The organism is Streptomyces sp. NPDC014656 (assembly GCF_043084305.1).
Classification (GTDB): domain Bacteria; phylum Actinomycetota; class Actinomycetes; order Streptomycetales; family Streptomycetaceae; genus Streptomyces.
Map to the genome: position 1 here is coordinate 233,558 of NZ_JBIBZN010000009.1, position 20,699 is coordinate 254,256.

The 20,699-nt window shown below is 72.9% G+C and carries 17 protein-coding genes and 2 pseudogenes; 7 read left to right on the forward strand and 12 right to left on the reverse strand.

Going from position 1 to position 20,699, the window contains the following annotated elements:
- The first annotated feature begins 212 nt into the window (after window positions 1-212).
- Both ACF1ED_RS21685 and ACF1ED_RS21690 read left to right on the forward strand, forming a co-directional pair.
- Window positions 213-3,158 carry a PQQ-dependent sugar dehydrogenase gene (locus ACF1ED_RS21685; protein WP_391762773.1) on the forward strand — a complete coding sequence of 982 codons (2,946 nt, stop codon included), beginning with the start codon at window positions 213-215 and terminating at the stop codon, window positions 3,156-3,158.
- Between the two features lie 188 nt (window positions 3,159-3,346).
- Window positions 3,347-5,098 (forward strand): ThuA domain-containing protein, encoded by a 1,752-nt coding sequence (locus ACF1ED_RS21690; RefSeq protein ID WP_391762775.1) that lies wholly within the window; start codon window positions 3,347-3,349, stop codon window positions 5,096-5,098.
- A 355-nt stretch (window positions 5,099-5,453) separates the two neighbouring features.
- Here ACF1ED_RS21690 and ACF1ED_RS21695 read toward each other — a convergent pair.
- Together ACF1ED_RS21695 and ACF1ED_RS21700 are read right to left on the reverse strand one after the other, a co-directional pair.
- Window positions 5,454-6,167 (reverse strand): annotated as a pseudogene (locus tag ACF1ED_RS21695) (transposase).
- 419 nt (window positions 6,168-6,586) lie between these two features.
- Window positions 6,587-7,024, reverse strand: coding sequence for a hypothetical protein (locus ACF1ED_RS21700; protein ID WP_391762777.1), 438 nt, complete (start codon window positions 7,022-7,024; stop codon window positions 6,587-6,589).
- Between the two features lie 1,498 nt (window positions 7,025-8,522).
- Here ACF1ED_RS21700 and ACF1ED_RS21705 point away from each other — a divergent pair.
- Window positions 8,523-8,937 (forward strand): annotated as a pseudogene (locus ACF1ED_RS21705) (transposase); the annotation flags it as partial.
- A 33-nt stretch (window positions 8,938-8,970) separates the two neighbouring features.
- Here ACF1ED_RS21705 and ACF1ED_RS21710 read toward each other — a convergent pair.
- Together ACF1ED_RS21710 and ACF1ED_RS21715 are read right to left on the reverse strand one after the other, a co-directional pair.
- On the reverse strand, window positions 8,971-9,345 hold the full coding sequence (locus ACF1ED_RS21710) for a hypothetical protein (RefSeq protein ID WP_391762778.1): 375 nt from the start codon (window positions 9,343-9,345) through the stop codon (window positions 8,971-8,973).
- Between the two features lie 133 nt (window positions 9,346-9,478).
- Window positions 9,479-9,742, reverse strand: a complete 264-nt coding sequence (locus ACF1ED_RS21715; protein WP_391762780.1) for a hypothetical protein — start codon at window positions 9,740-9,742, stop codon at window positions 9,479-9,481.
- 977 nt (window positions 9,743-10,719) lie between these two features.
- Between ACF1ED_RS21715 and ACF1ED_RS21720 the strand changes: the two genes are divergently transcribed.
- Window positions 10,720-11,820, forward strand: coding sequence for a DUF5954 family protein (locus ACF1ED_RS21720; RefSeq protein ID WP_391762782.1), 1,101 nt, complete (start codon window positions 10,720-10,722; stop codon window positions 11,818-11,820).
- A gap of 416 nt (window positions 11,821-12,236) precedes the next feature.
- Here the strand turns inward: ACF1ED_RS21720 and ACF1ED_RS21725 are convergent, their stop codons facing one another.
- Together ACF1ED_RS21725 and ACF1ED_RS21730 are read right to left on the reverse strand one after the other, a co-directional pair.
- Window positions 12,237-12,404: a CGNR zinc finger domain-containing protein gene (locus ACF1ED_RS21725; RefSeq protein ID WP_391762784.1), complete on the reverse strand. Its 168-nt coding sequence runs from the start codon at window positions 12,402-12,404 to the stop codon at window positions 12,237-12,239.
- Window positions 12,405-12,818: 414 nt separating this feature from the next.
- Window positions 12,819-13,829 (reverse strand): quinone oxidoreductase family protein, encoded by a 1,011-nt coding sequence (locus ACF1ED_RS21730; protein WP_391762786.1) that lies wholly within the window; start codon window positions 13,827-13,829, stop codon window positions 12,819-12,821.
- Window positions 13,830-14,039: 210 nt separating this feature from the next.
- On the opposite strand from ACF1ED_RS21730, the gene ACF1ED_RS21735 reads away from it, so the two are divergent.
- Window positions 14,040-14,654 carry a hypothetical protein gene (locus ACF1ED_RS21735; protein WP_391762788.1) on the forward strand — a complete coding sequence of 205 codons (615 nt, stop codon included), beginning with the start codon at window positions 14,040-14,042 and terminating at the stop codon, window positions 14,652-14,654.
- On the opposite strand, the gene ACF1ED_RS21740 is transcribed toward ACF1ED_RS21735, so the two are convergent.
- Window positions 14,611-14,871 (reverse strand): hypothetical protein, encoded by a 261-nt coding sequence (locus tag ACF1ED_RS21740; protein ID WP_391762790.1) that lies wholly within the window; start codon window positions 14,869-14,871, stop codon window positions 14,611-14,613. The genes ACF1ED_RS21735 and ACF1ED_RS21740 overlap by 44 nt on opposite strands.
- Window positions 14,868-15,179, reverse strand: a complete 312-nt coding sequence (locus ACF1ED_RS21745) for a DUF6247 family protein (protein WP_391762792.1) — start codon at window positions 15,177-15,179, stop codon at window positions 14,868-14,870. The genes ACF1ED_RS21740 and ACF1ED_RS21745 overlap by 4 nt, the downstream gene beginning before the upstream one ends.
- A gap of 738 nt (window positions 15,180-15,917) precedes the next feature.
- On the opposite strand from ACF1ED_RS21745, the gene ACF1ED_RS21750 reads away from it, so the two are divergent.
- Window positions 15,918-16,631, forward strand: coding sequence for a BTAD domain-containing putative transcriptional regulator (locus ACF1ED_RS21750; RefSeq protein ID WP_391762794.1), 714 nt, complete (start codon window positions 15,918-15,920; stop codon window positions 16,629-16,631).
- Window positions 16,632-16,825: 194 nt separating this feature from the next.
- Here the strand turns inward: ACF1ED_RS21750 and ACF1ED_RS21755 are convergent, their stop codons facing one another.
- Genes ACF1ED_RS21755 through ACF1ED_RS21770 form a run of 4 tightly spaced genes read right to left on the reverse strand, consistent with a single transcriptional unit; the run spans window position 16,826 to window position 20,270 of the window.
- Window positions 16,826-17,332 (reverse strand): S26 family signal peptidase, encoded by a 507-nt coding sequence (locus ACF1ED_RS21755; protein WP_391762796.1) that lies wholly within the window; start codon window positions 17,330-17,332, stop codon window positions 16,826-16,828.
- Window positions 17,329-19,182 (reverse strand): ABC transporter ATP-binding protein, encoded by a 1,854-nt coding sequence (locus tag ACF1ED_RS21760; protein ID WP_391762798.1) that lies wholly within the window; start codon window positions 19,180-19,182, stop codon window positions 17,329-17,331. The genes ACF1ED_RS21755 and ACF1ED_RS21760 overlap by 4 nt, the downstream gene beginning before the upstream one ends.
- A complete protein-coding gene (locus tag ACF1ED_RS21765) occupies window positions 19,179-19,709 on the reverse strand; it encodes a TlpA family protein disulfide reductase (protein WP_391762800.1) in 531 nt (176 codons plus the stop codon). The genes ACF1ED_RS21760 and ACF1ED_RS21765 overlap by 4 nt, the downstream gene beginning before the upstream one ends.
- Window positions 19,710-19,718: 9 nt before the next feature.
- Window positions 19,719-20,270: a MauE/DoxX family redox-associated membrane protein gene (locus tag ACF1ED_RS21770; RefSeq protein ID WP_391762802.1), complete on the reverse strand. Its 552-nt coding sequence runs from the start codon at window positions 20,268-20,270 to the stop codon at window positions 19,719-19,721.
- 177 nt (window positions 20,271-20,447) lie between these two features.
- On the opposite strand from ACF1ED_RS21770, the gene ACF1ED_RS21775 reads away from it, so the two are divergent.
- On the forward strand, window positions 20,448-20,645 hold the full coding sequence (locus ACF1ED_RS21775; protein ID WP_391762804.1) for a hypothetical protein: 198 nt from the start codon (window positions 20,448-20,450) through the stop codon (window positions 20,643-20,645).
- Window positions 20,646-20,699 lie beyond the last annotated feature (54 nt).

Sequence of the window (20,699 nt, forward strand, 5' to 3'; positions counted from 1 at the left end):
GACCACTTTGTCTCGCGCAGGGAGAAAGTGGCGACAACTTGCGCGCAGCGGGTTACGGACTCCGACAAAGCCCGCTAGCTTCCTTGAAATGACCCGGTCACACCGACCTACGGCCGGGCCCCTACCGCGTGACGGCGCGCGCCGGTAGACGCATCCGGCAGACCGACGAGGCTGCCGCCGTACCCCCCTCACCTCGGGAGAGCTCTGTGCCCATGAGAACGCTCCGACAACAGCGCGTCCGCATCCTCCTCACCGCCGTGGCCTGCACCGTCGGCTGTCTCCTGCCCGTGTCCACGGCCACGGCCTCGGTCCCCGGCGCGGCCCCGTCCTCGACCCCCGGCACAGCCACGGCCCCGGCCATCACGATGGCCACGGCCCCGGCCACCACGATGGCCACGGCCCCGCCCGCGCCCGCCCGCCACGACGGCGCGCACGCAGCGGCCGCACCGGAGTTCCAGCAGGTCACCCTCGCCAAGGGGGTGGCCGAGACGGGCGAGCCCATGACGCTGGCGGTGCTGCCGGACCGCTCCGTCCTGCACACCTCGCGGGACGGCACGCTGCGGCTGACGAACGCCGCGGGCACTACCACCGTGGCGGGCAAGCTCGACGTGTACAGCCACGACGAGGAGGGCCTGCAAGGCGTCGCCGCCGACCCCGGCTTCTCGTCCAACCGGCACGTCTACCTCTACTACGCGCCCAAGCTCACCACGCCCGGCGGCGACGCCCCGGCGGACGGCTCGACCGCCGCCTTCACCCCGTTCGACGGAGTCAACCGGCTCTCCCGGTTCGTCCTGCGGACCGACGGCACCCTCGACCTCGGCAGCGAGAAGAAGATCCTCGACGTACCCGCCTCCCGCGGCCTGTGCTGCCACGTGGGCGGCGACATCGACTTCGACGCCGCCGGCAACCTGTACCTGTCGACGGGCGACGACACCAACCCGTTCGCCTCGGACAGCTACACCCCCATCGACGAACGCCCCACCCGCAACCCCGCCTACGACGCCCAGCGTTCCTCGGGCAACACCAACGACCTGCGCGGCAAGGTCCTGAGGATCAAGGTCAACGCCGACGGCTCGTACGCGATCCCCAGCGGCAACCTCTTCGCGCCCGGCACCGCGAAGACCCGTCCCGAGATCTACGCGATGGGCTTCCGCAACCCGTTCCGGATGAGCGTCGACAAGGCCACGGGGACCGTCTACCTCGGCGACTACGGCCCCGACGCCGGCAGCGCCAGCCCCACCCGCGGCCCGGCCGGCCAGGTGGAGTTCAACCGGATCACCAAGGCGGGCAACTTCGGCTGGCCGTACTGCACCGGCGACAACGACGCCTACGTCGACTACGACTTCGCCACGGGCGCCTCCGGCTCCGCGTTCGACTGCGCCGCCCCGAAGAACACCTCACCGCGCAACACCGGCCTCACCGATCTGCCGCCCGCCCAGCCCGCCTGGATCCCCTACGACGGCGGCTCCGTACCGGAGTTCGGCAACGGCTCGGAGTCCCCGATGGGCGGCCCGGTCTACCGCTACGACGCCGGCTCCACCTCCGAGGTGAAGTTCCCGCAGGAGTACGACGGCGACTACTTCGCCGGCGAGTTCGGCCGCCGCTGGATCAAGCGCGTCGAGACCGCCGCCGACGGCACCGTGCAGTCCATCAGCCCCTTCCCCTGGAGCGGCACCCAGGTGATGGACATGGCCTTCGGCCCCGACGGCGCCCTGTACGTCCTCGACTACGGCACCGGCTACTTCAGCGGCGACGCGAACTCCGCCCTGTACCGCATCGAGCACGTCACCGGCGGGCTCGCGCCGACCGCGCAGGCCAAGGCGAGCGTCACCTCCGGCACCGCCCCCCTCGCCGTCTCCTTCTCCTCGGCCGGCAGTGCCGACCCGGACGGCGGAACCCTCTCCCACGCCTGGACCTTCGGCGACGGCGCCACCTCCACCGCCGCCAACCCCACCCACACGTACACGACCAACGGCCAGTACACCGCCACCCTGAAGGTGACGGACCCCACCGGCGCCTCCGCGACGGCCTCGGTCCAGATCACCGTCGGCAACACCGCGCCCACGGTCAAGCTGGAAACGCCCGTGGACGGACGGGTCTACGACTTCGGCGCCGCGATCCCCTTCAAGGTGACGGTCACCGACCCGGAGGACGGCACCGTCGACTGCTCCAAGGTGAAGATCACCTTCATCGTCGGCCACGACAGCCACGGCCACCCGCAGACCTCGGCCACCGGCTGCACCGGAACGCTCCAGACCCTCGCGGACGGCGAGCACGACCCCAACGCGAACATCTTCGGCGTCGTCGACGCCGAGTACACCGACAAGGGAGCCAACGGCCAGCCCGCGCTGACCGCGCACGACCAGCACGTCACCCAGCCCACCCACCGGCAGGCCGAGCACTTCGGCGGCTCCTCCGGCGTCCAGGTGGTCACCCACGCGCCCGCCCACGGCGGCAGGACCGTCGGCTACATCGACAACGGCGACTGGATCTCCTTCACGCCGTACGCCCTCGACAACGTCACGCGCTTCACCGCCCGGGTCTCCTCCGCCGGCGCGGGCGGGACCATCGAGGTGCGGGCAGGATCCCCGACGGGCACCCTGCTCGGCACGGCGACCGTGCCGGTCACCGGCGGCTGGGAGACCTTCCAGGACGTGACGACCGCGCTCACCGACCGGCCGGCCGGCCCGACGACGCTCCACCTCGTCTTCAAGGGCGGCAGCGGCTCCCTGTTCGACCTCGACGAGTTCTCCTTCACCACCTCCGGCGACGGCCCCCGCTCGGGTGCGGTGAAGGGCGTGAACGGCAAGTGCCTCGACGTGGACAACGCCCAGACCGCCGACGGTACGAAGATCCAGTTGTGGACGTGCAACGGCAGCGGGGCGCAGACGTGGACGGTCGGGGGTGACGGCACCGTGAAGGCCCTCGGCAAGTGCCTGGACGTGTCCGGCGGTGGCAGCGCCGACGGTACGAAGATCCAGCTGTGGACGTGCAACGGCTCCGGCGCCCAGAAGTGGGCCCCGCAGTCCGATGGCACGGTCCGCAACCCGCAGTCCGGCAAGTGCCTGGACGCGTCGGGCGGCACCTGGAACGACGGCACCGCGGTCCACCTGTGGACCTGCCACACCGGCCCCAACCAGAAGTGGACCCTGCCGTGACGCGCACGCCGCGATCCGTGGGCCCGTGGATCCGCGAGCCCATGGAGACGTGGGCCCGTGGAGACGTGGGCCCGTGGAGACGTGGGCCCATGGAGACGTGGGCCCGTGCGTCCACAGTCTGTAGCCCCGTAGCCCCGTAGCCCCGTACTCCCGTAGCCCCGTAGATCTGTAGAAAGGAGGCGACCCCGATGCGTACCCCCCTCAAGTCGGTCGTCGGCCTGCTCGCCGGCGTCGCGCTCGCCCTGGCCCCCCAGGCCGCGGCGACGCCCCCGCCGGCGAGCGTTCCCGTCACCGCGGAAGCGCGCGCGGCGGCCGACCCCGCGTACAAGATCCTCGTCTTCTCCAAGACGGCCGGCTTCCGGCACTCCTCGATCGACGACGGCGTCGCGGCCCTGCGCGACCTCGGCACGACGCACAACTTCACCGTCGACGCCACGGAGGACGCCCGGTCCTTCACGGCCGGCAACCTCTCCCAGTACAAGACGATCGTCTTCCTGTCTACGACCGGCGACGTGCTGGACGCCGCGCAGCAGACCGCGTTCGAGCAGTACGTCCGGGGCGGCGGCGGATACGTCGGCATCCACGCCGCCGCCGACACCGAGTACGACTGGCCCTTCTACGAAGGGCTGGCCGGCGCCCTCTTCCACTCCCACCCCGCCATCCAGTCCGCCACCGTCGAGGTGGAGGACCGGGCCCACGACGCCACCGCCCATCTGGGCGGAGCCTGGCAGCGCACCGACGAGTGGTACAACTACCGCACCAACCCCCGCACCACCGCCCACGTGCTCGCCTCGCTCGACGAGTCCAGCTACTCTGGCGGGAACATGGCGGGTGACCATCCGATCGCCTGGTGCAAGGACTACCAGGGCGGCCGGGCCTTCTACACCGGCGGCGGTCACACCGACGAGTCGTACACCGACCCCGCCTTCCGTCGGCACCTCCTCGGCGGGATCCGCTGGGCCGCCGGCATGACCGACGCCGACTGCCGCCCGGAGACCGGCTACAGGCCCCTGTTCGACGGCTCGTCCACCGCCGGGTGGAAGCAGGCCGGCCCCGGGGGCTTCACCCTCGCGGACGGCACCCTCACCTCCCACGGCGGCCTCGGGATGTTCTGGCACTCCGCCGAGGAGTTCACCGGCGACTACTCCCTCAAGCTCGACTGGAAGGCCGCCGGGGACGACAACTCCGGTGTGTTCCTGGGCTTCCCGGCCTCCGACGACCCCTGGTCGGCGGTGAACAACGGCTACGAGATCCAGATCGACGCCACGGACGCCGCCGATCGCACCACGGGCGCCGTATACGGCTTCCGCTCCGCCGACATCGCCGCGCGGGACGCCGTGCTGAACCCGCCGGGGGAGTGGAACACCTACGAACTCCGGGTGACCGGCGAGCGGCTGGAGATCTTCCTCAACGGCCGCAAGATCAACGACTTCACCAACACCGACCCCGCCAGAAGCCTGCGCCAGGGCCACATCGGCATCCAGAACCACGGCGACGGCGACGAGGTCTCCTTCCGCGACATCCGGATCAAGCAGGCCGGGGGCCAGGAGCCGGGCCCCCGCTCGGGACCGGTCAAGGGCGTGAACGGCAAGTGCCTCGACGTCGACAACGCCCAGACCGCCGACGGTACGAAGATCCAGTTGTGGACGTGCAACGGCAGCGGGGCACAGACGTGGACGGTCGGGGGTGACGGCACCGTGAAGGCCCTCGGCAAGTGCCTGGACGTGTCCGGCGGTGGCAGCGCCGACGGTACGAAGATCCAGCTGTGGACGTGCAACGGCTCCGGCGCCCAGAAGTGGGCCCCGCAGTCCGATGGCACGGTCCGCAACCCGCAGTCCGGCAAGTGCCTGGACGCGTCGGGCGGCACCTGGAACGACGGCACCGCGGTCCACCTGTGGACCTGCCACACCGGCCCCAACCAGAAGTGGACCCTGCCCTGACCCGCAGAGGGATGATGAGCCACCCGTGCTTCGTGCGACCACCGGCGTAGCCGCGGGGATGCCCGTGGGGGTGCCCGTGGGGGTGCTCGTGGGGGGGCGAGGCTTCCTGCCCGCACCCCCACGGCCGCTGCCCCCTCCGCGCCGGATCGCTGCCCGAGTCCCCACGAGGACGTGGTCGGGTGACCTCCGCGAACGGCGTGTCGCCCGTGTCAGCCTGGCGGCGCGGGCGACACGCACCGGGGGACACGGACGGTCGCCGGGGAGATCCGAAGTTCCTTCGCGGTCACCGTCGACAGCGAGCCTTTCTCACCCTCCAGCACAGATGAAAGAGGCTAGCTGAGGACAAGACCTCGTTTCACTTGGTGAGTCGCCGGTAGTTGATGAGGCTGGTGGCGATGGCCGTGAAGGCGAGGAAGTGCTCGGGTTCGCGCTCGTAGCGGCGGCGGAGCCGGCGACAGCCTGCCAGCCAGGACATGGGCCGCTCGACGACCCATCGGTGACGTCCCAGCCGCTGCGATGTCTCGATCCCCCGACGGGCCATCCGAGGTGCGATGCCCCGACCGCGGAGCCATCGCCGCAGGTGGGGGTAGTCGCGGCCCTTGTCCCCATGGAGCTTGTCCGGCCGTCGGCGGCGGGGGCCCCGACGGCTGCGGACCGGCGGTGTGGATCTTCGATCCCGTCTTGCCGCGATCGGTCGGATGCGGTCCGGTCAGAAGCCCCCGTTGAGAGCCCGGACACTCACCGAGTCGATAGCGAAACGCGACCAGTCCAGCTCTCCTTGGGCGCCGAGCTCATCCAGGACGACCCGGTGCAGACGGGCCCAGACCCTGTCCTTGCTCCAGCGGGCGAACCGCCGGTAGACCGTCGGCCAGGCCGGCCCGAACAACGGCGGCACCTGCCGCCACGTGCAGTCCGACGTCGCCACGAACACGATCGCGGCCAGACACTCACGATCCCCGGCCCTCCGGCGACCGCCTCCCTGCGGCCGCACCACCACCGTCTCGGGCACCACCCTGCGGAACAACTCCCACAACTCATCCGGCACCAGCCGCTCGGCAAGACTCGCCATGCCCAGCACAACGAGCCAAACCACCAAAGGAAACGACGTCTTTGCCCGCCCCGCCCCCCGTCCCCGTCCCCGTCCCCGATCTGACCCGGCCCGCATGAGTCCGGCAGGCGGGGGCAGACGGGGTCGTGGAGTGAGTGGAACCTCTCCTTCGGCCGGGCCTGCCGCGGACTTCCCCCACCGTGTGCTGCCGGCCGTGCAGCAGTCCCGCCCGGGCCTTCCGGGCGGGACTGCTCTCGTACGCCCCCGAAGCGGCACGTCGGCGCTTTCCGTGCCCTCGGGGGACATACGACGGCAGCGGACGGCGGCGGCCCGACCGCAGACGGCTGTGAATGCAGCGACCGTGCGGCCCTCGGGGGAGTACGCCGCCAGCCTCGCGGCAGAAGAGCCTCGCCTACGCACACCGGAGCCGATGAGCTCCGCTACGCAACGGGTTCGGCCGAAGCCGGGTCGCGGTCCTGCCGCCCCGCAGGCCCCTGGGAAGCACTCCAGCCGCCACCCGCTTCCTGGACGGCCAGTCCGTGTGCGGCCAGGCCCTCCAGGTGCCTGGCCACCGTGCGTGGGGTGAACCCCACGGCTTCGCACAGCTCCTCCACGCGGCTCTCCCGCGCTCGCGCCGACTTCAGCGCGTTCCAGGTGCGCTGCGCGGGATGGCCGAGGCCGCCCTCCGCTCTCCTCGCGAACAACGACGCCTCCCACCCGGATGCCGCATCCCCTTGCCTGGGCAACACCACGGCATCGCCCGCGCCGCCTACGGCTTGCGGCGGCAGTTGGCCGGAAAGGCCCACGCCGGGCCTGCTCACCGGCCGGGGCGTTCGGTTCACACGCCGGTGCCTGCGGCCCTTCTTGCGCTTGCCCACCTCAGATCCTTTCCTCGCTGGCTTTCAGCGCCTGCCCTAACGAGCATCCGGCCCGGAAGAACCGCCCCGGACCAGCCGGGCCGGGACAATCACTGACACGGCGCAGCGCCGCGGGCGGTCACATCGTGATGCCTTGTGAAGCCCTCCGCAACACCCGCGCCGCCATCGCGGCCCCCGGTGCCGTGCCCGTCGGGGTGCCGGGTGTGCTCATCGTGTCTTCCCGGCACCGGGGCGCGGGGACAGGCCGGGCTGCCGGCCGATCTGCGTGGCGACCTGTTCGATCTCCTTCGCCGGATCTGGGCGGTGACGGCTTCCTTCTGCTTCCTGAGGTCCGTCCACCACCGGCAGCAGCGGATCGACGCCCAGCCCCTCCACCTCGCCCACCCCTTCTACGGCTGCCCGTCGAGGACGGTTTTCTTTGGCCCCGGGGAACGGTTTCGTTCGGCCCCACCGAGGAACGGTGTGAAGTGGCCCCACCTGGATGTCGGCGCGACTGGGTGCGCTCGTTTGGAGCAGCACGACATTGTGCCGGGATCATCCGGTGTTGACGACTACTGCAAGGGCTACGCTGACGCCACGTCACCGTCAGGCTGGACACGCCTTACCGAAGCGGGCGGGATGCGGCGCCGACTGGCCATCGTGGGCGGACATGTCATCAGGCGCCCCTTCCTGATCCTTGCCCTCGTGGGTCTGGCGTTCCTCATCAACCGATACGGCAAGGACTTCCCCCCCGCTCTACGGAACGGCCCCCCCTGGGGGCCGTCCTGATCCTCGGAAGCATGGGCCGCTACCGCCCGGCCGGTCCTGCCGCAGACAGTGGCGACGAACCCCTGCCGCAGGACCCCAAGGCGCACTGACCGCCGGCCGGCGCCACGGCCGAGAGTCCCCCTGACAACCGGCGCCCATTGGCGGGCGCACGCTGGGCATCCCTGTCCGCGTTCCTCACACGATCGGGGGAGCGGGGCCACTCCCAACCGTTCCTCTCCGGCACCGCCCGGGCCCGTCACCCACACGGCCCGGAAGTGGGGCCAGATCACACCGTCGAAAACAGCTGCCCCTGCAGACGCGGACCGCGCCTTCTGGAGGGCGACAGGCCGCTACCACCCATGGGACACCGGCAATGTCGGCCATGGGGTCGTTACGCGGCCGGGAGGCCCCTGTCCTGGAGATGAGAGGGCTGCCGTCCCCCACACCATCCAACCGCCCGCGCCGCGCACCGGCCGGCGTCCGCTCAAGGACGGTCCTGCCGATCCCGGCGCCGTACCCGCCCTGCCTGGATAGGGTCGGTCCCAGCCCGCGCCGATAGGGCGTGCGCGGGCGAGGCCCGGTGCCCAGATGCGCTCTGGGGGGCAGTACCACCGGGCCGCCCTGCGCGTCGTTCCGACGGCTCCTCCTCCCCGCCCGGGTTCTCCTGGGGCGGGGAGGAGTCTGTTCGGGCGCCTGGCGGCGTTCTTGCCGTACGGCCACGGGTTACCGGTCACAGCCCGGCGGGAGTGTTCGGTTCGCCGTTGCCGGGCGGATCGGGGAACTGCTGGAGGCCCACCCTCTTTCGAAGGTCCTGACGTCCATGCCGGCACCGGCGTCAGGACCGGAGCCCGCATACTGATCGAGGTCGGTGACGGCAGCACCTTCCCGACCGCCGGCCACCCCGCCGCCTACGCCGGTCCCGCCCCCGCCACCCGCAGTCCCGGGTCCTCCATCCGCGGCGAACAGCCCTCTAGGCACGGGCCTCCTTCCTCTCCGCGTCCGCCGTGCTGGGCGACCCGGCATCGCGGGCCTACTACGACAAGAAGATCGCCCAGGGCAAGCACCACACCCAGGCCCTGCTCTGCCTCGCCCGCCCCAGGGCCGACGTCCTGTTCGCCATGCTCCGCGACGGCACCTTCTGCGAACCGCGACCGGCCAGTTCCTGACCGCTTACTCCGGCATCCGGCATCCGGCATCCGTCATGCGTCGCGCGGTGACCGGATGGAGTCCGCCTCCAGAACAGCCAGCAACTCAGCGAACCGGCCCTCCTGCGAGCTTCCCGAAGCCAGCTCGCTCAGCGCATACGCCGTGGTCCTGAAGCCGTCCGCGTGGTGGAACTCCGCACCCCACGCACCAAGCCTCACCGAGGTCACCTCATCCAGCCCCAGGCGGTGTGTCCCCCACGGATTGACCGCCACGATCCCGTCAGGACCCACCTGAAGCCGGACCCGGAGAATCGCCCACCAGAAGAACAACGTCATGCCGACGGCCAGCCCCATCCACGGCCCGGCCGACCGCGCGCCGTCCATTCCAGGAGAGGAAACCCACCCTGCCCAGCCGATGAACGCCTTCACCCCTACGACTCCCGGGATCACGAGGCCGGCCACACGAGCCGCCTACGACGAGCGCGCCTATGTCTTCCACGGCACCGTCACCGCAGCAGCAGTCCGCCACTGGCTCAAGCCGTGAACTACCGGGGCCGATCTCTCAGAATCCCGGGACGGGGATGAAGCTCGGCCACCACGAAGGCACGCCGCCGGGGCACGGAGGAGTGAGGGCGCCCTCCCAGAAGATCGAGAGGACGCACCAGACAACACCGAGGAGCGTCACCGCGAGGGCAAAGGCATGGAGGAGGGGACGGTTCCCAAGCAGGGCGCCCACCGCGACCCAGACCAGCAGCAGGACCGTCCAGAGGCCCGGGATGAACAGCCACAGCAGGAAACCGCTGTTGGCCGCGTTGTTTATCCCCACGTCACATGCGGTCCATGACCTGCCCAGAAGCATGGCAGCGGACATCGCAAGAAGCAGCGCCACCGCCGCCCCGAGCCCCCCATGCAGCCGTCGACTCCCCACAGGCCCCCCGTTCACCATCCGCTGCGGGAAGCACCGGATCCGCATCGCTCATCACTGCCGCATCCACCCAGCCTCCGGCACTGACCAACGGGGAACGGGCGTCCCTGGATCCTAGTAATCGCATGATCCGCCGGACAGTGCCTACGGATACCTGACCCACCTGCAGCTGTCTCTCACGCCGCTGTCCTGCGCGCCGGACCTGCCGCCGGCGGACGACACCGACGCCTTGAACCGGTGGATCACCGCCCACGTCGCCTGGTGATCCCACCGCCGACGACAGAGCCGGCTCCCTGACCGCTCCCCGCCCGCCGGCGACGCGGACCTCGTCGACCAGCTCACCACTGACCGCAGCAGGCTTCACCACTGGCGGTGACAGGGGAAGAGGAACAGGCGGTCCGCCAGACCCGCGTGCGAAGGGCCACGGAGAGGCCCCGGTCCTGATTCCCCTGGCCGGCCGCCTGGACGCCGCCGACAGGCCGCAGCCTTCTCCGGAGCCCACCGTGAGGACCGTACGAATGCCCGCCCCACCGCGCCTGGCACGCCCTGCCAGGTCTGCTGGGGTGCCGGCTTCTGGGGCAAGGAGAGCTGGTAGAAGAACCGGGCGTCCGCGTAGGCCGCCTCCTTCGGTGATCCACGAACCCAACTCCTGCACGTGTGGGGGCGAACCGGCCGCCGACGGCCGGATGGGACACGGCGGGGAGGGACGGGGCGGGCCTGTCGCCGGAGGCAGGCAGTACGGGGACAGCTCTGAACGCCGCTCGCGGGAGCGGCTACCACCCCCCATCCCCCACCCCCACATGTCCCGTCGGCCAGGGACCGGGTGGAGATTTGAGGAATCGGCGATGCGAACCCACCGGGGCCGCGACGATGGTGACATGAGCGAACACGACACGGGGCCGGGGGAGTGGCCGACGGTGAGGGTTCCGGTGGAGCCGGTCCAGGCCGTGATGGAGGCTGACGCCCTCGACGCCGCGGCACGCCACAGCGGCCTGGCGGTACGAGGGCCCCTGTTCGGTGTCGCCGCGCAAGATCAGGACGCCGGGCGGCGCTGGCAGGTGACTGTCGAGGTCACCCACGGCTGTCCGCAGCAGGCCCGGGACGCGCTGAACTCTCTGTTCTGGTTCCGGGCGAAGGACGAGGCCAAGAGCCGCCAGGAGCGCCGCGCGCTGCTGGCGGCGGTCGCCCGGCTGGAGAAGGAACCCGTCGACGAGCTCACCGTCCTCGGCACCCGTTACCGTGTCGTGCGGGCCGAGGAGTACGCGGCCGTCGACAGTCGCGGCGGCATCGAAACACCACGGCCCACCGACCCCGAACCCCTCACCCCCGACTGGAGCCCCGCCGCCCGCGGCCCGCTGGTCGACGACGGCCTCGCCCTGGACCCGGACGCACCCCTGTCCCCGCTCCAGGCGGCGGAACGCGTCGCCCTGCGCCCCCTGGCCTACAGCGGCACCCGCTTCCCCGCCCCCGTCCTTGCCGACTCCGCACGGGCCGTGGAAAGCCATCCGGACGTCCTGCTGATGCCGGCGGCGTTCCTCATCGTAGAGCGGACCGAAGACGGCCCCTGGTCCCCGGGCAGCGGCCTGCAGGCCACCGCCCACGACGCCCGCCGCACCCTGGACTTCGCCCTGACGTGGATGGAACCGCGCCTCCGCGGCCTGATCCCCCACGACGCCGACCGCACCGTCGACGCCCGCCGCCCGCCCGCCGGCACCACCGACGAGGCAGCCACCGCGCTCAAGGCGTTCGCGAAGGCCGCGGACAGGCTGCGCGCCGGCCGATGCGACGAGGTCGAGGCGCACGGCACCATCTACCGCATCGCCCGCTCCCGCCGCCTGCTGCGCTGGGGCCCCGACGGACCGGAAGGCCCGCGCCCCTCCGACACCAGCGCGCACACCCCCACGGCGCTCCACCCGCCGCTCGACGAGGACGGCGCCGTCCGCTTCGACCGGTCCCCGGATGACGACCCCGCCTCCTGACACGGGGAGGGCTACCGGCGGATGCGGTCCGTGAGGCCGGGTCCCTGGAGCCCGATGGTGCGGGCGCGGCGGAGACGCGGGCTTTCGTGGATCCTTCCGACGAGGAGGTCGTCCGGCAGGTCTTCCGGGCGGTCGAGAAGGCCTGTTGTCGCGGTGACGGTCGAACTCGTCGGTGAGGGTCTCGATCTCCTCACGGGGGGGCGGTCGGCGAGATCCCCGGCCTGACGCTGCTTCTCCCGTGCCCGGCGCAGCGTCGACTCTGCTGTCGGCTTCAGATCCGCTGGGGCCGGCGGACAGCGCGGCGGGCGATCACCCGGTGCCGGGGCCGGACCTCGCCCCCGGTCCAGACGGGACTCGGGCGCCCGCGGCCAGTGAAAGCCGTCGCCGCACGAGCGGCGTTTCCCCTTCCGCTGGGGTCATCCTCCGGCCGTGGGCGGCGGGGACGGGCTCTCGCCGCAGGTGGAGAGGGAGCACCAGCGGCGGCGGCCCGTCGCGTCCTGGAAGAGCCAGCCGCACTCGGCGCCGGGGCAGGCGCGGAGGGTGAGGCGGGCGGGGGGCATGATCAACGCCGCGGAGACCGACATCCCCCCGGTGTGTGGGGTGACCTCGACGAACCGCTGCACTCAGGCCCTGCCTCGGCTCTCGTCCCGATCCTCCTTCCCCTCGTCGACAGAGGAGGGATCGAAGTGTGCCGGGTCATTCCCTGGACAGCACCGGATGGCTCTCCCGGTCTGCAGCCCGGGAGAGCCATCCGGAAGCAGGACGTTCCCGCAGTCCTGGCGGACGCCGAGAACTGGAAGTATCCGCAATCCGGTGAGTTGCTGGGGTGCCTCACCCTGACCCTCGCCGAAGCGGGACAGAGCATCCCCCGCTGACACTCGGTCTCGACGGCACCCCTCCGCTCTCTACAGGACCCTCCGCGACTACCGCCTCAGAGACGAAGGCGTTCACCATGCCGTGCTCGGCATCGCCCGCCCGTACCGGCCTCGTCCCCGCGATCAGCTCTGCGTCTCCTCGCGGCGTCCCACAGCGGCCGCATCGGGTATGACGAGCAGCTTGCCGGTGGTGCGCCGGGCCTCCAGGTCGCTGTGGGCCCGGGCGGCCTCGGACAAGGCGTAGCGGCCCGTCACGGTGACCTCGAGCGCCTTGGAGCGCACCCACTCGAACACGTCGGCGGCCCGTCGGAGCAGTTCGGGCCGGTCGGCGACGTAGTCCCCGAGGCTGGGCCGGATCAGGGTCAGCGAACCGCCGTGGGCGAGCCGGATCGGATCGAACGGCGGCACGGCCCCACTTGCCGCGCCGAAGAGCACGAGGTGGCCGCGGGGTCGCAGGCTGGCGAGGCTCGCGTCGAAGGTGTGCGCGCCGACGCCGTCGAAGACGACCGGCAGTCCCTGGCCGCCGTTGAGGCGCCTCACTTCGGCCGCGAGGTCGTCGACCACGGAGGAGAGGACCACTTCGGCGGCCCCGGCGCGCTTCGCCAGCTCGGCCTTCGCCGTGGTCGACGTCGTGCCGATCACCCTGCCGCCGAGATGGGTGATGAGCTGGGTCAGGAGCAGCCCCATGCCACCGGCGGCCGCGTGCACGAGCACCGTGTCGCCCTCCTGGACCGGGTAGGCGTCCGTGACGAGGTAGTGCGCGGTCATGCCTTGGAGGAGCACGGCGGCGGCTGTCTCGAAGTCGATGTCGTCGGGCAGCGGCACCAGCCGGGAGGAGTCCACGACGGCCCGCTCGGCGTACGTGCCGGGGATCTCCACCCAGCCGACCCGGTCCCCGACCGCGACGTCGGCGACGCCGGGTCCGACTTCGACGACCGTGCCGGCGCCCTCGGCGCCCGGGGTGAAGGGCAGCGGGAGGCTGTACCGGCCCTCGCGGTGGTAGACGTCGAGGAAGTTGACCCCGGACGCGGCGACCTCCACGAACGCCTCGCCCGGACCCGGCCGCGGCTGGTCCACCTCGGCCTCCCGCAGCACCTCGGGACCGCCCACTTCGTACACCTGAATCGCTCGCATGACCCTCCCATGATCGGCTCGTCTCCCCACCAACCCCGTTGACGGCGATCCGATTCCCGGCGAGCAGACCGGCCCGCCGCCCCCGCCGGGAGCTGAGACGCCTGCCGTGCACCGGGGTCCGGGGCAGGAGGCCGAGGCCGTCCAGGGGCGACGAATGCACCACCCGCCGCTTCCGCACCCAGCCGGAGGGAGAGCGCCGAGGCCGGCCGGATGCCGCTCCACCGGTTCTCCGTGATCTGCTCGATCGCCGACGTCTGCGACGTCGAACCGGTGTGGGTCCCGGGCCAGTTCTACCGGCTGCGCAATGACGGAGGCACCTCCGGACACGCCTGCGTTCCCGCCCTGCGTACCGTGCTGCGCCGCTCGGGCCCGATCCTGTCCGGGCGTCCCGGGCTGGTGCCGACGTCCCGGCCCAGCGACCTGGCCCGGATGCGCGCACAGACCGGTGCCGTCAACCGCGCCCTGCCGGGCGCCGCCCTGTCGGGCGTGGGCTCGGTCCTCCCGGGGCTTTCGGAAGAGTTGAACACGGCGCTGCTCGCCCACGACTTCGGCATCGAACGCGAGCAGGCCCCGCGGCTGATGGCCGACGCGAGCCGCAACGCCCGCCAGACCCTCAACCAGCTCGGTCACCCCGATCTCGCAGGGGTCGCCGCCGATGTCGCCGCGCACGCCGCGCGGGAGCCGGACGACCCGACCAGCCGGGCGGCCGTGGCCCGGGGCCGGTGGGGCGCGATGCTCCACCAGGGTTCCTCGCGGGAGACCGAGCCGATCGGGCCGGGGACTATCCGAGCCAGACGATGCTCAGGACCGACAGGCGGTGGGTGAGGCGGTTGACCGTGTAGACGACGGAGAGCTGTCCGACGGATGCCGCGCGGATGTCCTCGCCCTCCGGGTCGCCGGGGTTCCACTGTGGCCAGCCCCACGGAGAGCGGACCGCGATGTCCAGCAGGTCGCGGACCATCTCCCGCGCGGGATCGGGGAGCGCGGTGAGCGACTTGGCCGCCTGGGGGGACAGGCGTACCGCCCACGGCCGTTCGGTCACGGGCGGCCGCCGAGGACGTCGTCGAGGTCCATGAAGTCGGAGTCGTCCTGTCCTGAGTCCATGAAGGCGTCGACGTCACCGGCGGCGGCGGCGCGCAGCTGCCAGGTGCGTACGACCTCGTGCAGGGGGGTGAGACTGAAGGTGTGCCGCGCGTCCTCCAGGGCTTTGGCCCAGTCCCGCTCGAACGCCGGGACCCACGTCTTCGCCCGGCGGTCCGCGCGCAGCCGGGCCCGAAGTTCGGCCGGCGCACCGGGTGCGGGCGCGGGAGCGTGCGGCAGGGGGGGTGCGTGGTCGGGCTGGGCACTCATGGGCTGTTCCTCCCGGCGGCGAGTCGTACCGCAACGGTACGCGCGTCGGGGCGCCGTGCACGCGGGCATGGACCAGATCCCTTCTACCGGACCGGCGGGCGAGCGACGGGCCGGGCGTGCCGGAGAGGCGGCAGGTCCTGCCTGCTCCAGGCGGCCGCCGCGTGGCTGAGCGGTGCGGCTGTCGTCCGCTCCTCGCCGGTCGGGCGCCGCATGCGGACTGCCCGGCGACCTGAGGAGGACGTCCAGCGGCACCCCGGTTCTCCTGGAACGCAGCGACCTCGTCGTTCCGCTGACCGCGGCCGGCATCCCGGCCCGCTACCGCCGGGTCCCGGTCGGGCACCTCGACACGATCCGGCTGCCCGGAGGCGCCGGTCTTGAGACGGTGTGTCAGGTCGAGCACCGGCTCGTCCGTCCTGCCGGCGACCGGGGCCTCCCTCTTCTCTCTTTCCTCGGCCCGACTGCGCGAGCGGCGCCGGCTCAACGGGGACCGCCGGCTTGAAGGTCAGCCCCGAAGGCCGGCGGCGTGGGCGGTCGCTCGTGGACCGGGCCGGCCTCACCGGCCGGCTTCGGAGAGCCGGAACCGGACGGGGGCGGGAGTTTTCCGTGTCGCAACCCTTGACCCGGGTGACACCACCTCCTAATTTGATCGACATTTCTGCAACTTTCAGCAACAGATTGCATATCGTGCGTCGCCCTGGGGGATCGATGGTACGGAAAGCCGGAGAAGTGTTATTCCGGATGCTGGGCAGGGTGCGGCTCCACGACGGAGAGGTCGGGGGCGCCAGGAGGCGCACCCTGCTCGTGGCGCTCCTGCTGGACGCCAACCGCATGGTGACGGTCGATCAGCTGGTCGACGCCCTGTGGGACGAACGGCCGCCCCCCTCGGCGGTGGCGAACGTCCGTACCCACGTCTGCGCCCTGCGGCAGCTGATGGGCGACGCGGTCAGTCTGGTCTCCCACCCAGGGGGGTACGAGCTGGTGACGCCCGAGGACGCCTGCGACAGCCACCTGTTCGCCCTCGCCGCCGACGAGGGACGGACGGCGCTCGCCGAGGGGGCTTTCGACCGAGCCGCCGGACTGCTCGACCACGCCCTCGGCCTGTGGGACGCCGACCGGGCCGCCGCGGACGTCCCCCGCAACGGCCGGCTCGCCGCCCGCCTCGCCCACCTCGACGAGGAACGGCTGCGCACGGCCGAGGACTTCGCGGAGGCGTGCCTGGGGCTGGGGGAGCCGAGGGCCGCGCTCCGGGGTCTCGCCGCCCTCCTGGCGGCGGACCCCCTGCGGACCCGGAGCTGGGCGCTGCGGATGCGCGCCCACCACCTGCTGGGGGAGCGGGGAGGGGTCAGCGAGACCGTGCGGGAGGCCGCCGACGTGTTCCGCGAGCACCTCGGCTCACCGCTCGACCGGGAACTCGTCCACCTCCACCAGGACCTCTCCCGGAGCCGCCCGTGACCCTGCCGCCCCCTCAGGCTTCGTGAGCCTCGAAGCGCACCCTGGCCCCTTCCGCCCGTACCAGGCGCCGCGGCCTTCGAACCCGCGTCAGGCGTCGTGGGCGTCGAAGTCGCGTCAGGGTCGCCGCCTTCGAAGCCGCGTCAGGCCTCGCCGCCTTCGAAGCCGCGTCAGCCGTCGTGGCCTTCGAAGCCGCGTCAGGCCTCGTGGCCGGGCACGTGCGCGACGATCCGGTCGAGCGGCACCAGGCCGAAAGCGCGCGAGTCGACGCTCGCGGCGGTGTTGTCGCCCAGTACGGCGGCGTGCCCCGGCGGGACGGTGGTCTCCCCGTCCCGCCGGCCCGGTACTCCCGGTGGCAGCGGGTCGCCCGGCAGCGCCGCGAGGCGCTTCACGAGCAGGGGCTGCCGGTGCGGTCGGCCCGTGGGCCGGGGCCACTCCCAGGCGCCAGGCGCGGTCGGCTTGAGGAGGACCACGATCTGGCCCGTACGCAGTCGGCCGGTGGCCCCCCGGCGGGCGACGACCGTCTGCCCCGGTGCCAGGGCCGGCGCCATGCTGCCGCCGTCGACGGTGACCCTGATCCGGCGCCGCGCCTGGACGACGGCCATCGCGGCCGGGACGAGCAGCAGGCCGGCGCCGATTCCGAGGCCGAGGGCGACGGCTGGACCGGGGGCGGCGCCGGGGCCGGAGCCCGCCCCCCGGTTCACGCGCTCACCCCCGGTCCCGGGACGTCCGCCCGGCCGGCCGGCCCCGCCGCCGGAGCGTCCGCGTACCCGGCGGCCTGGCGCGCGAAGAGATCCGCGTACCGCCCGTCCGCCGCGATCAGCGTGTCGTGGTCGCCCTGCTCCACCACCCGGCCGCCCCGCAGCACCGCGATGCGGTCCGCGCCCCGGGCCGCGGAGAGCCGGTGGGAGATGAGCAGGCTGGTACGGCCCCGCCGGTGCCGGGCCAGCACCTCCTGGACCTCCTGCTCCGCCTCCGGATCGAGACCCGAGGTCGGCTCGTCCAGGATCAGCAGGTCCGCCTCCGTGTCCACCAGGGACCGCGCGAGCGCGACCCGCTGCCACTGGCCCCCGGACAGCTCCACCCCGTCGTCGGGATCGTCGCCCGGCCCGGAGAACGAACGGCCCAGCATCGTGTCGTAGCCGCGCGGCAGCCCCTCGACCAGCGCGTCCGCGCCCGCCCGGACGGCGGCGGCCCGCACCCGCGCCGGATCGCCGTCCGCGTCCGGGGCCCCGAGAGCGATGTTCTCCCCGGCGGTCAGGTCGTAGCGCATGAAGTCCTGGAAGACCGCGCTGATCCTGCGACGCAGCTCCTCGGGGGCGAAGGTGCGGATGTCCCGGCCGTCCCACAGCACCGTGCCGTGGGTCGGGTCGTAGAACCGGCACAGGAGCTTGACCAGCGTGGACTTCCCCGCGCCGTTGTCCCCGACCACGGCGAGCGACGTCCCGGCGGGCAGCGTCAGGTTCACGTCCCGCAGTGCCCAGTCGTGCCGGTCGGAGTACCGGAAGGAGACGCCGCGCAGCTCGATGCCGTGGCGCAGCGGCGCCGGCCGGTCCTGCGGTGCGGGGGCCGGCAGGTCCGGGGACTGCCCGACGACCTCCGTGAAGTGCCCGAACAGCACGAGGCTGCGCCTGACCACGGCGAGCTGCGCCGCGGCGGTCCCCAGACCGCCCTGCACCGCCGCGGTCGCCGCCACGGCGAGGGTCACGTCCCCCACCGTCAGCCGGCCGTGCGCCGCCTCCCGCACCGCCCACAGCAGCCCGGCCGCCGAGACCGCCGCCGAGACCGCCGCCGGCACCGCCTGGGCGACCGCGTTGCGCCGCTCGTCCCCCCGGTGCGCGGCGTCGATGGCCCGCCGGTCCGCGCGCATCCGGGCCCGCAGACGGTCCCCCGTGCCGAACAGCCGGATCTCCTTGGCCGCCTGGACGTCGGCGAGGAGCTGCCCGTAGAAGAGTTCCCGCCGCTCCAGCGGTGTCACCCGCAGCACCGTCCGCGCCCACACCCGCGCCATCCGCAGCTCCACCACCAGCGCCGGCACGGCCGACAGCACGACCGCCGCCACCAGCCACCAGCTCACCACGGCCAGCGACACCAGGAACCCCGCCACCGTGACGGCCGCCCGCAGCAGGCCGATGCCGCCGGTCACGATCTGCGGCGGCGCCTCCTGCCCGCAGCCCTGCGCCAGCCGCAGCCGGTCGAGCTGCGCCGGGTCCTCGAACCGGCCCAGGCCGGCGAAGGAGTTGACGACCGCGTACAGCCGGTCCTGGGCGTGGAGCGCGACCGCGCGGGACAGCTCCCCGCGCAGCAGCTCGTCCAGATGGGGCAGGAGCGCCGTCGCCGTCCCCGCCCCCGCCAGCAGGGCCGCCGGCGCCACCACCCCCGACGGCTCGTCCCCGGCGGCCACCACGTCCAGGACCACGGCCGTCGCCCAGGCCGCCGCCACCGGCAGCTGGGCCACGACCAGCGCGGCCACCAGCACCCCCACCAGCGGGCCCGGCGCCGCCCGCCACGCCAGCCCCAGCACCACGGGCACGGCGGCCAGAGGCCGGCTCACCCCGCCGCCCCGGCACCCAGCAGGTCCCGCAGGTCCCGGTCCACCACGGTGACGGCACCGTCGGAGCCGAGCCGGCACACCACCGGATAACCGGTGATGCCGAACGCCTCCGCCACCGCGACCGCCTCCTCACCGGCCACCACCCGGGCGATCCCCTCCAGCGCCCGCGTGTACGGCCCCGGGTCCTCGGTGCCCGGCCCGACGACGGCCAGGACACGGGCGGGCGGCAGCCGCAGCTCACGCACGGCGGAGGCGAAACGGGGAAGCAGCTCGGTGCACGGCTCGCAGCCGGGCGAGAAGAAGCCCACCAGCGCCCCGTCCGGCAGGTCCCCGCGCGAGAGCCCCGCCCCGTCCGTGGCGCGGACCGCGAACTCCCCGGCCGAGGCACCGACGCTGCCCGCGTCGATCGGCCCCGGCGGACGGACCGGACCCAGCGCCCCCACCCTGCGGACGAGGCCGTACGTGAGCACCAGATTGAGGACGGTCAGGGCGCCCAGCAGGGCGACGGCCGAACCGAGAACGGCCACGGTCAACTCCTAGAGAGATCGGTCCCGGAGAGAGCGGGAAGAGACGTCGGGAAGGGGAGAGAACAGGCCGGCGACGTCGTCCAGCGTCGTCACCAGCAGGGCGCCCAGCGCGCCCGCGCCGACCGCCACCACCAGCGCCGCCGCCCCCACCGGCCCCGCCGCCGGCAGCGACGCGACGGCGACGGCGCCCACGAGGAAGAAGTTGCGCACCACGTGCCGCCGCCCCAGCACCGTGGCCGTGCGGCCGAAGCACGCGCAGCGCGCCGCCGTGCCCCGCCGCCGCGTCACCACGATGCCCGCCGTCAGCGCCACCAGCAGGAGCCCGGCGACCGCCAGCCCCGGACGGGCCGTCACCGGCACCACCAGCAGGACCGGCAGGGCCGCCTCCACGCCGGCGACGCCCACCGCGACCCCGCGCACCGCCCCGGCCGGGACGAGCCGCCAGGCCCGCACCTCCGCGACGAAGCCGGCGAACGCCCCGTGTCCGCGCAGTTTGCCCGCCGCCGAGACCAGGAAGACCAGCACCAGCAGAGCCCGGCAGGCCACCACCACGTGCACCACGCCGCACACCCCCTCCGCTCCCGCACGTCCGGCGCGAGTGCCGGCGGCGCCGCGGCAGCCTAGGAGGACGGCATACACGTCACGTACCGGCGGGCAGGACGGGACCTGTACGCCCGGCCGCTACCTTCTCCACCGCTCGACCGCACCCGGCGGTCGACCGGCGAAAGGGACCACCCGATGAGCACCCTGAAGCGACTCGCGGACAAGATGGCCGACCGGATGGCGCCCGCCGCCCGGGCCGAGGCCACCTGGTGGGTCAAGGACACCCGCTGCGTCGCCTCCAGCAGCTGCTCCAGCAGGGCCAAGCGGCAGCAGTACATGTGCTGGGACAGCTCGTTCTGCTCGGGCTGGCAGGACTCGGGCTGCTGCTCCTGACCTTCTCCACCCAGCCGGTGCGCGGCGGGGCGCCCGCCCCGCCGCGCACCGGTC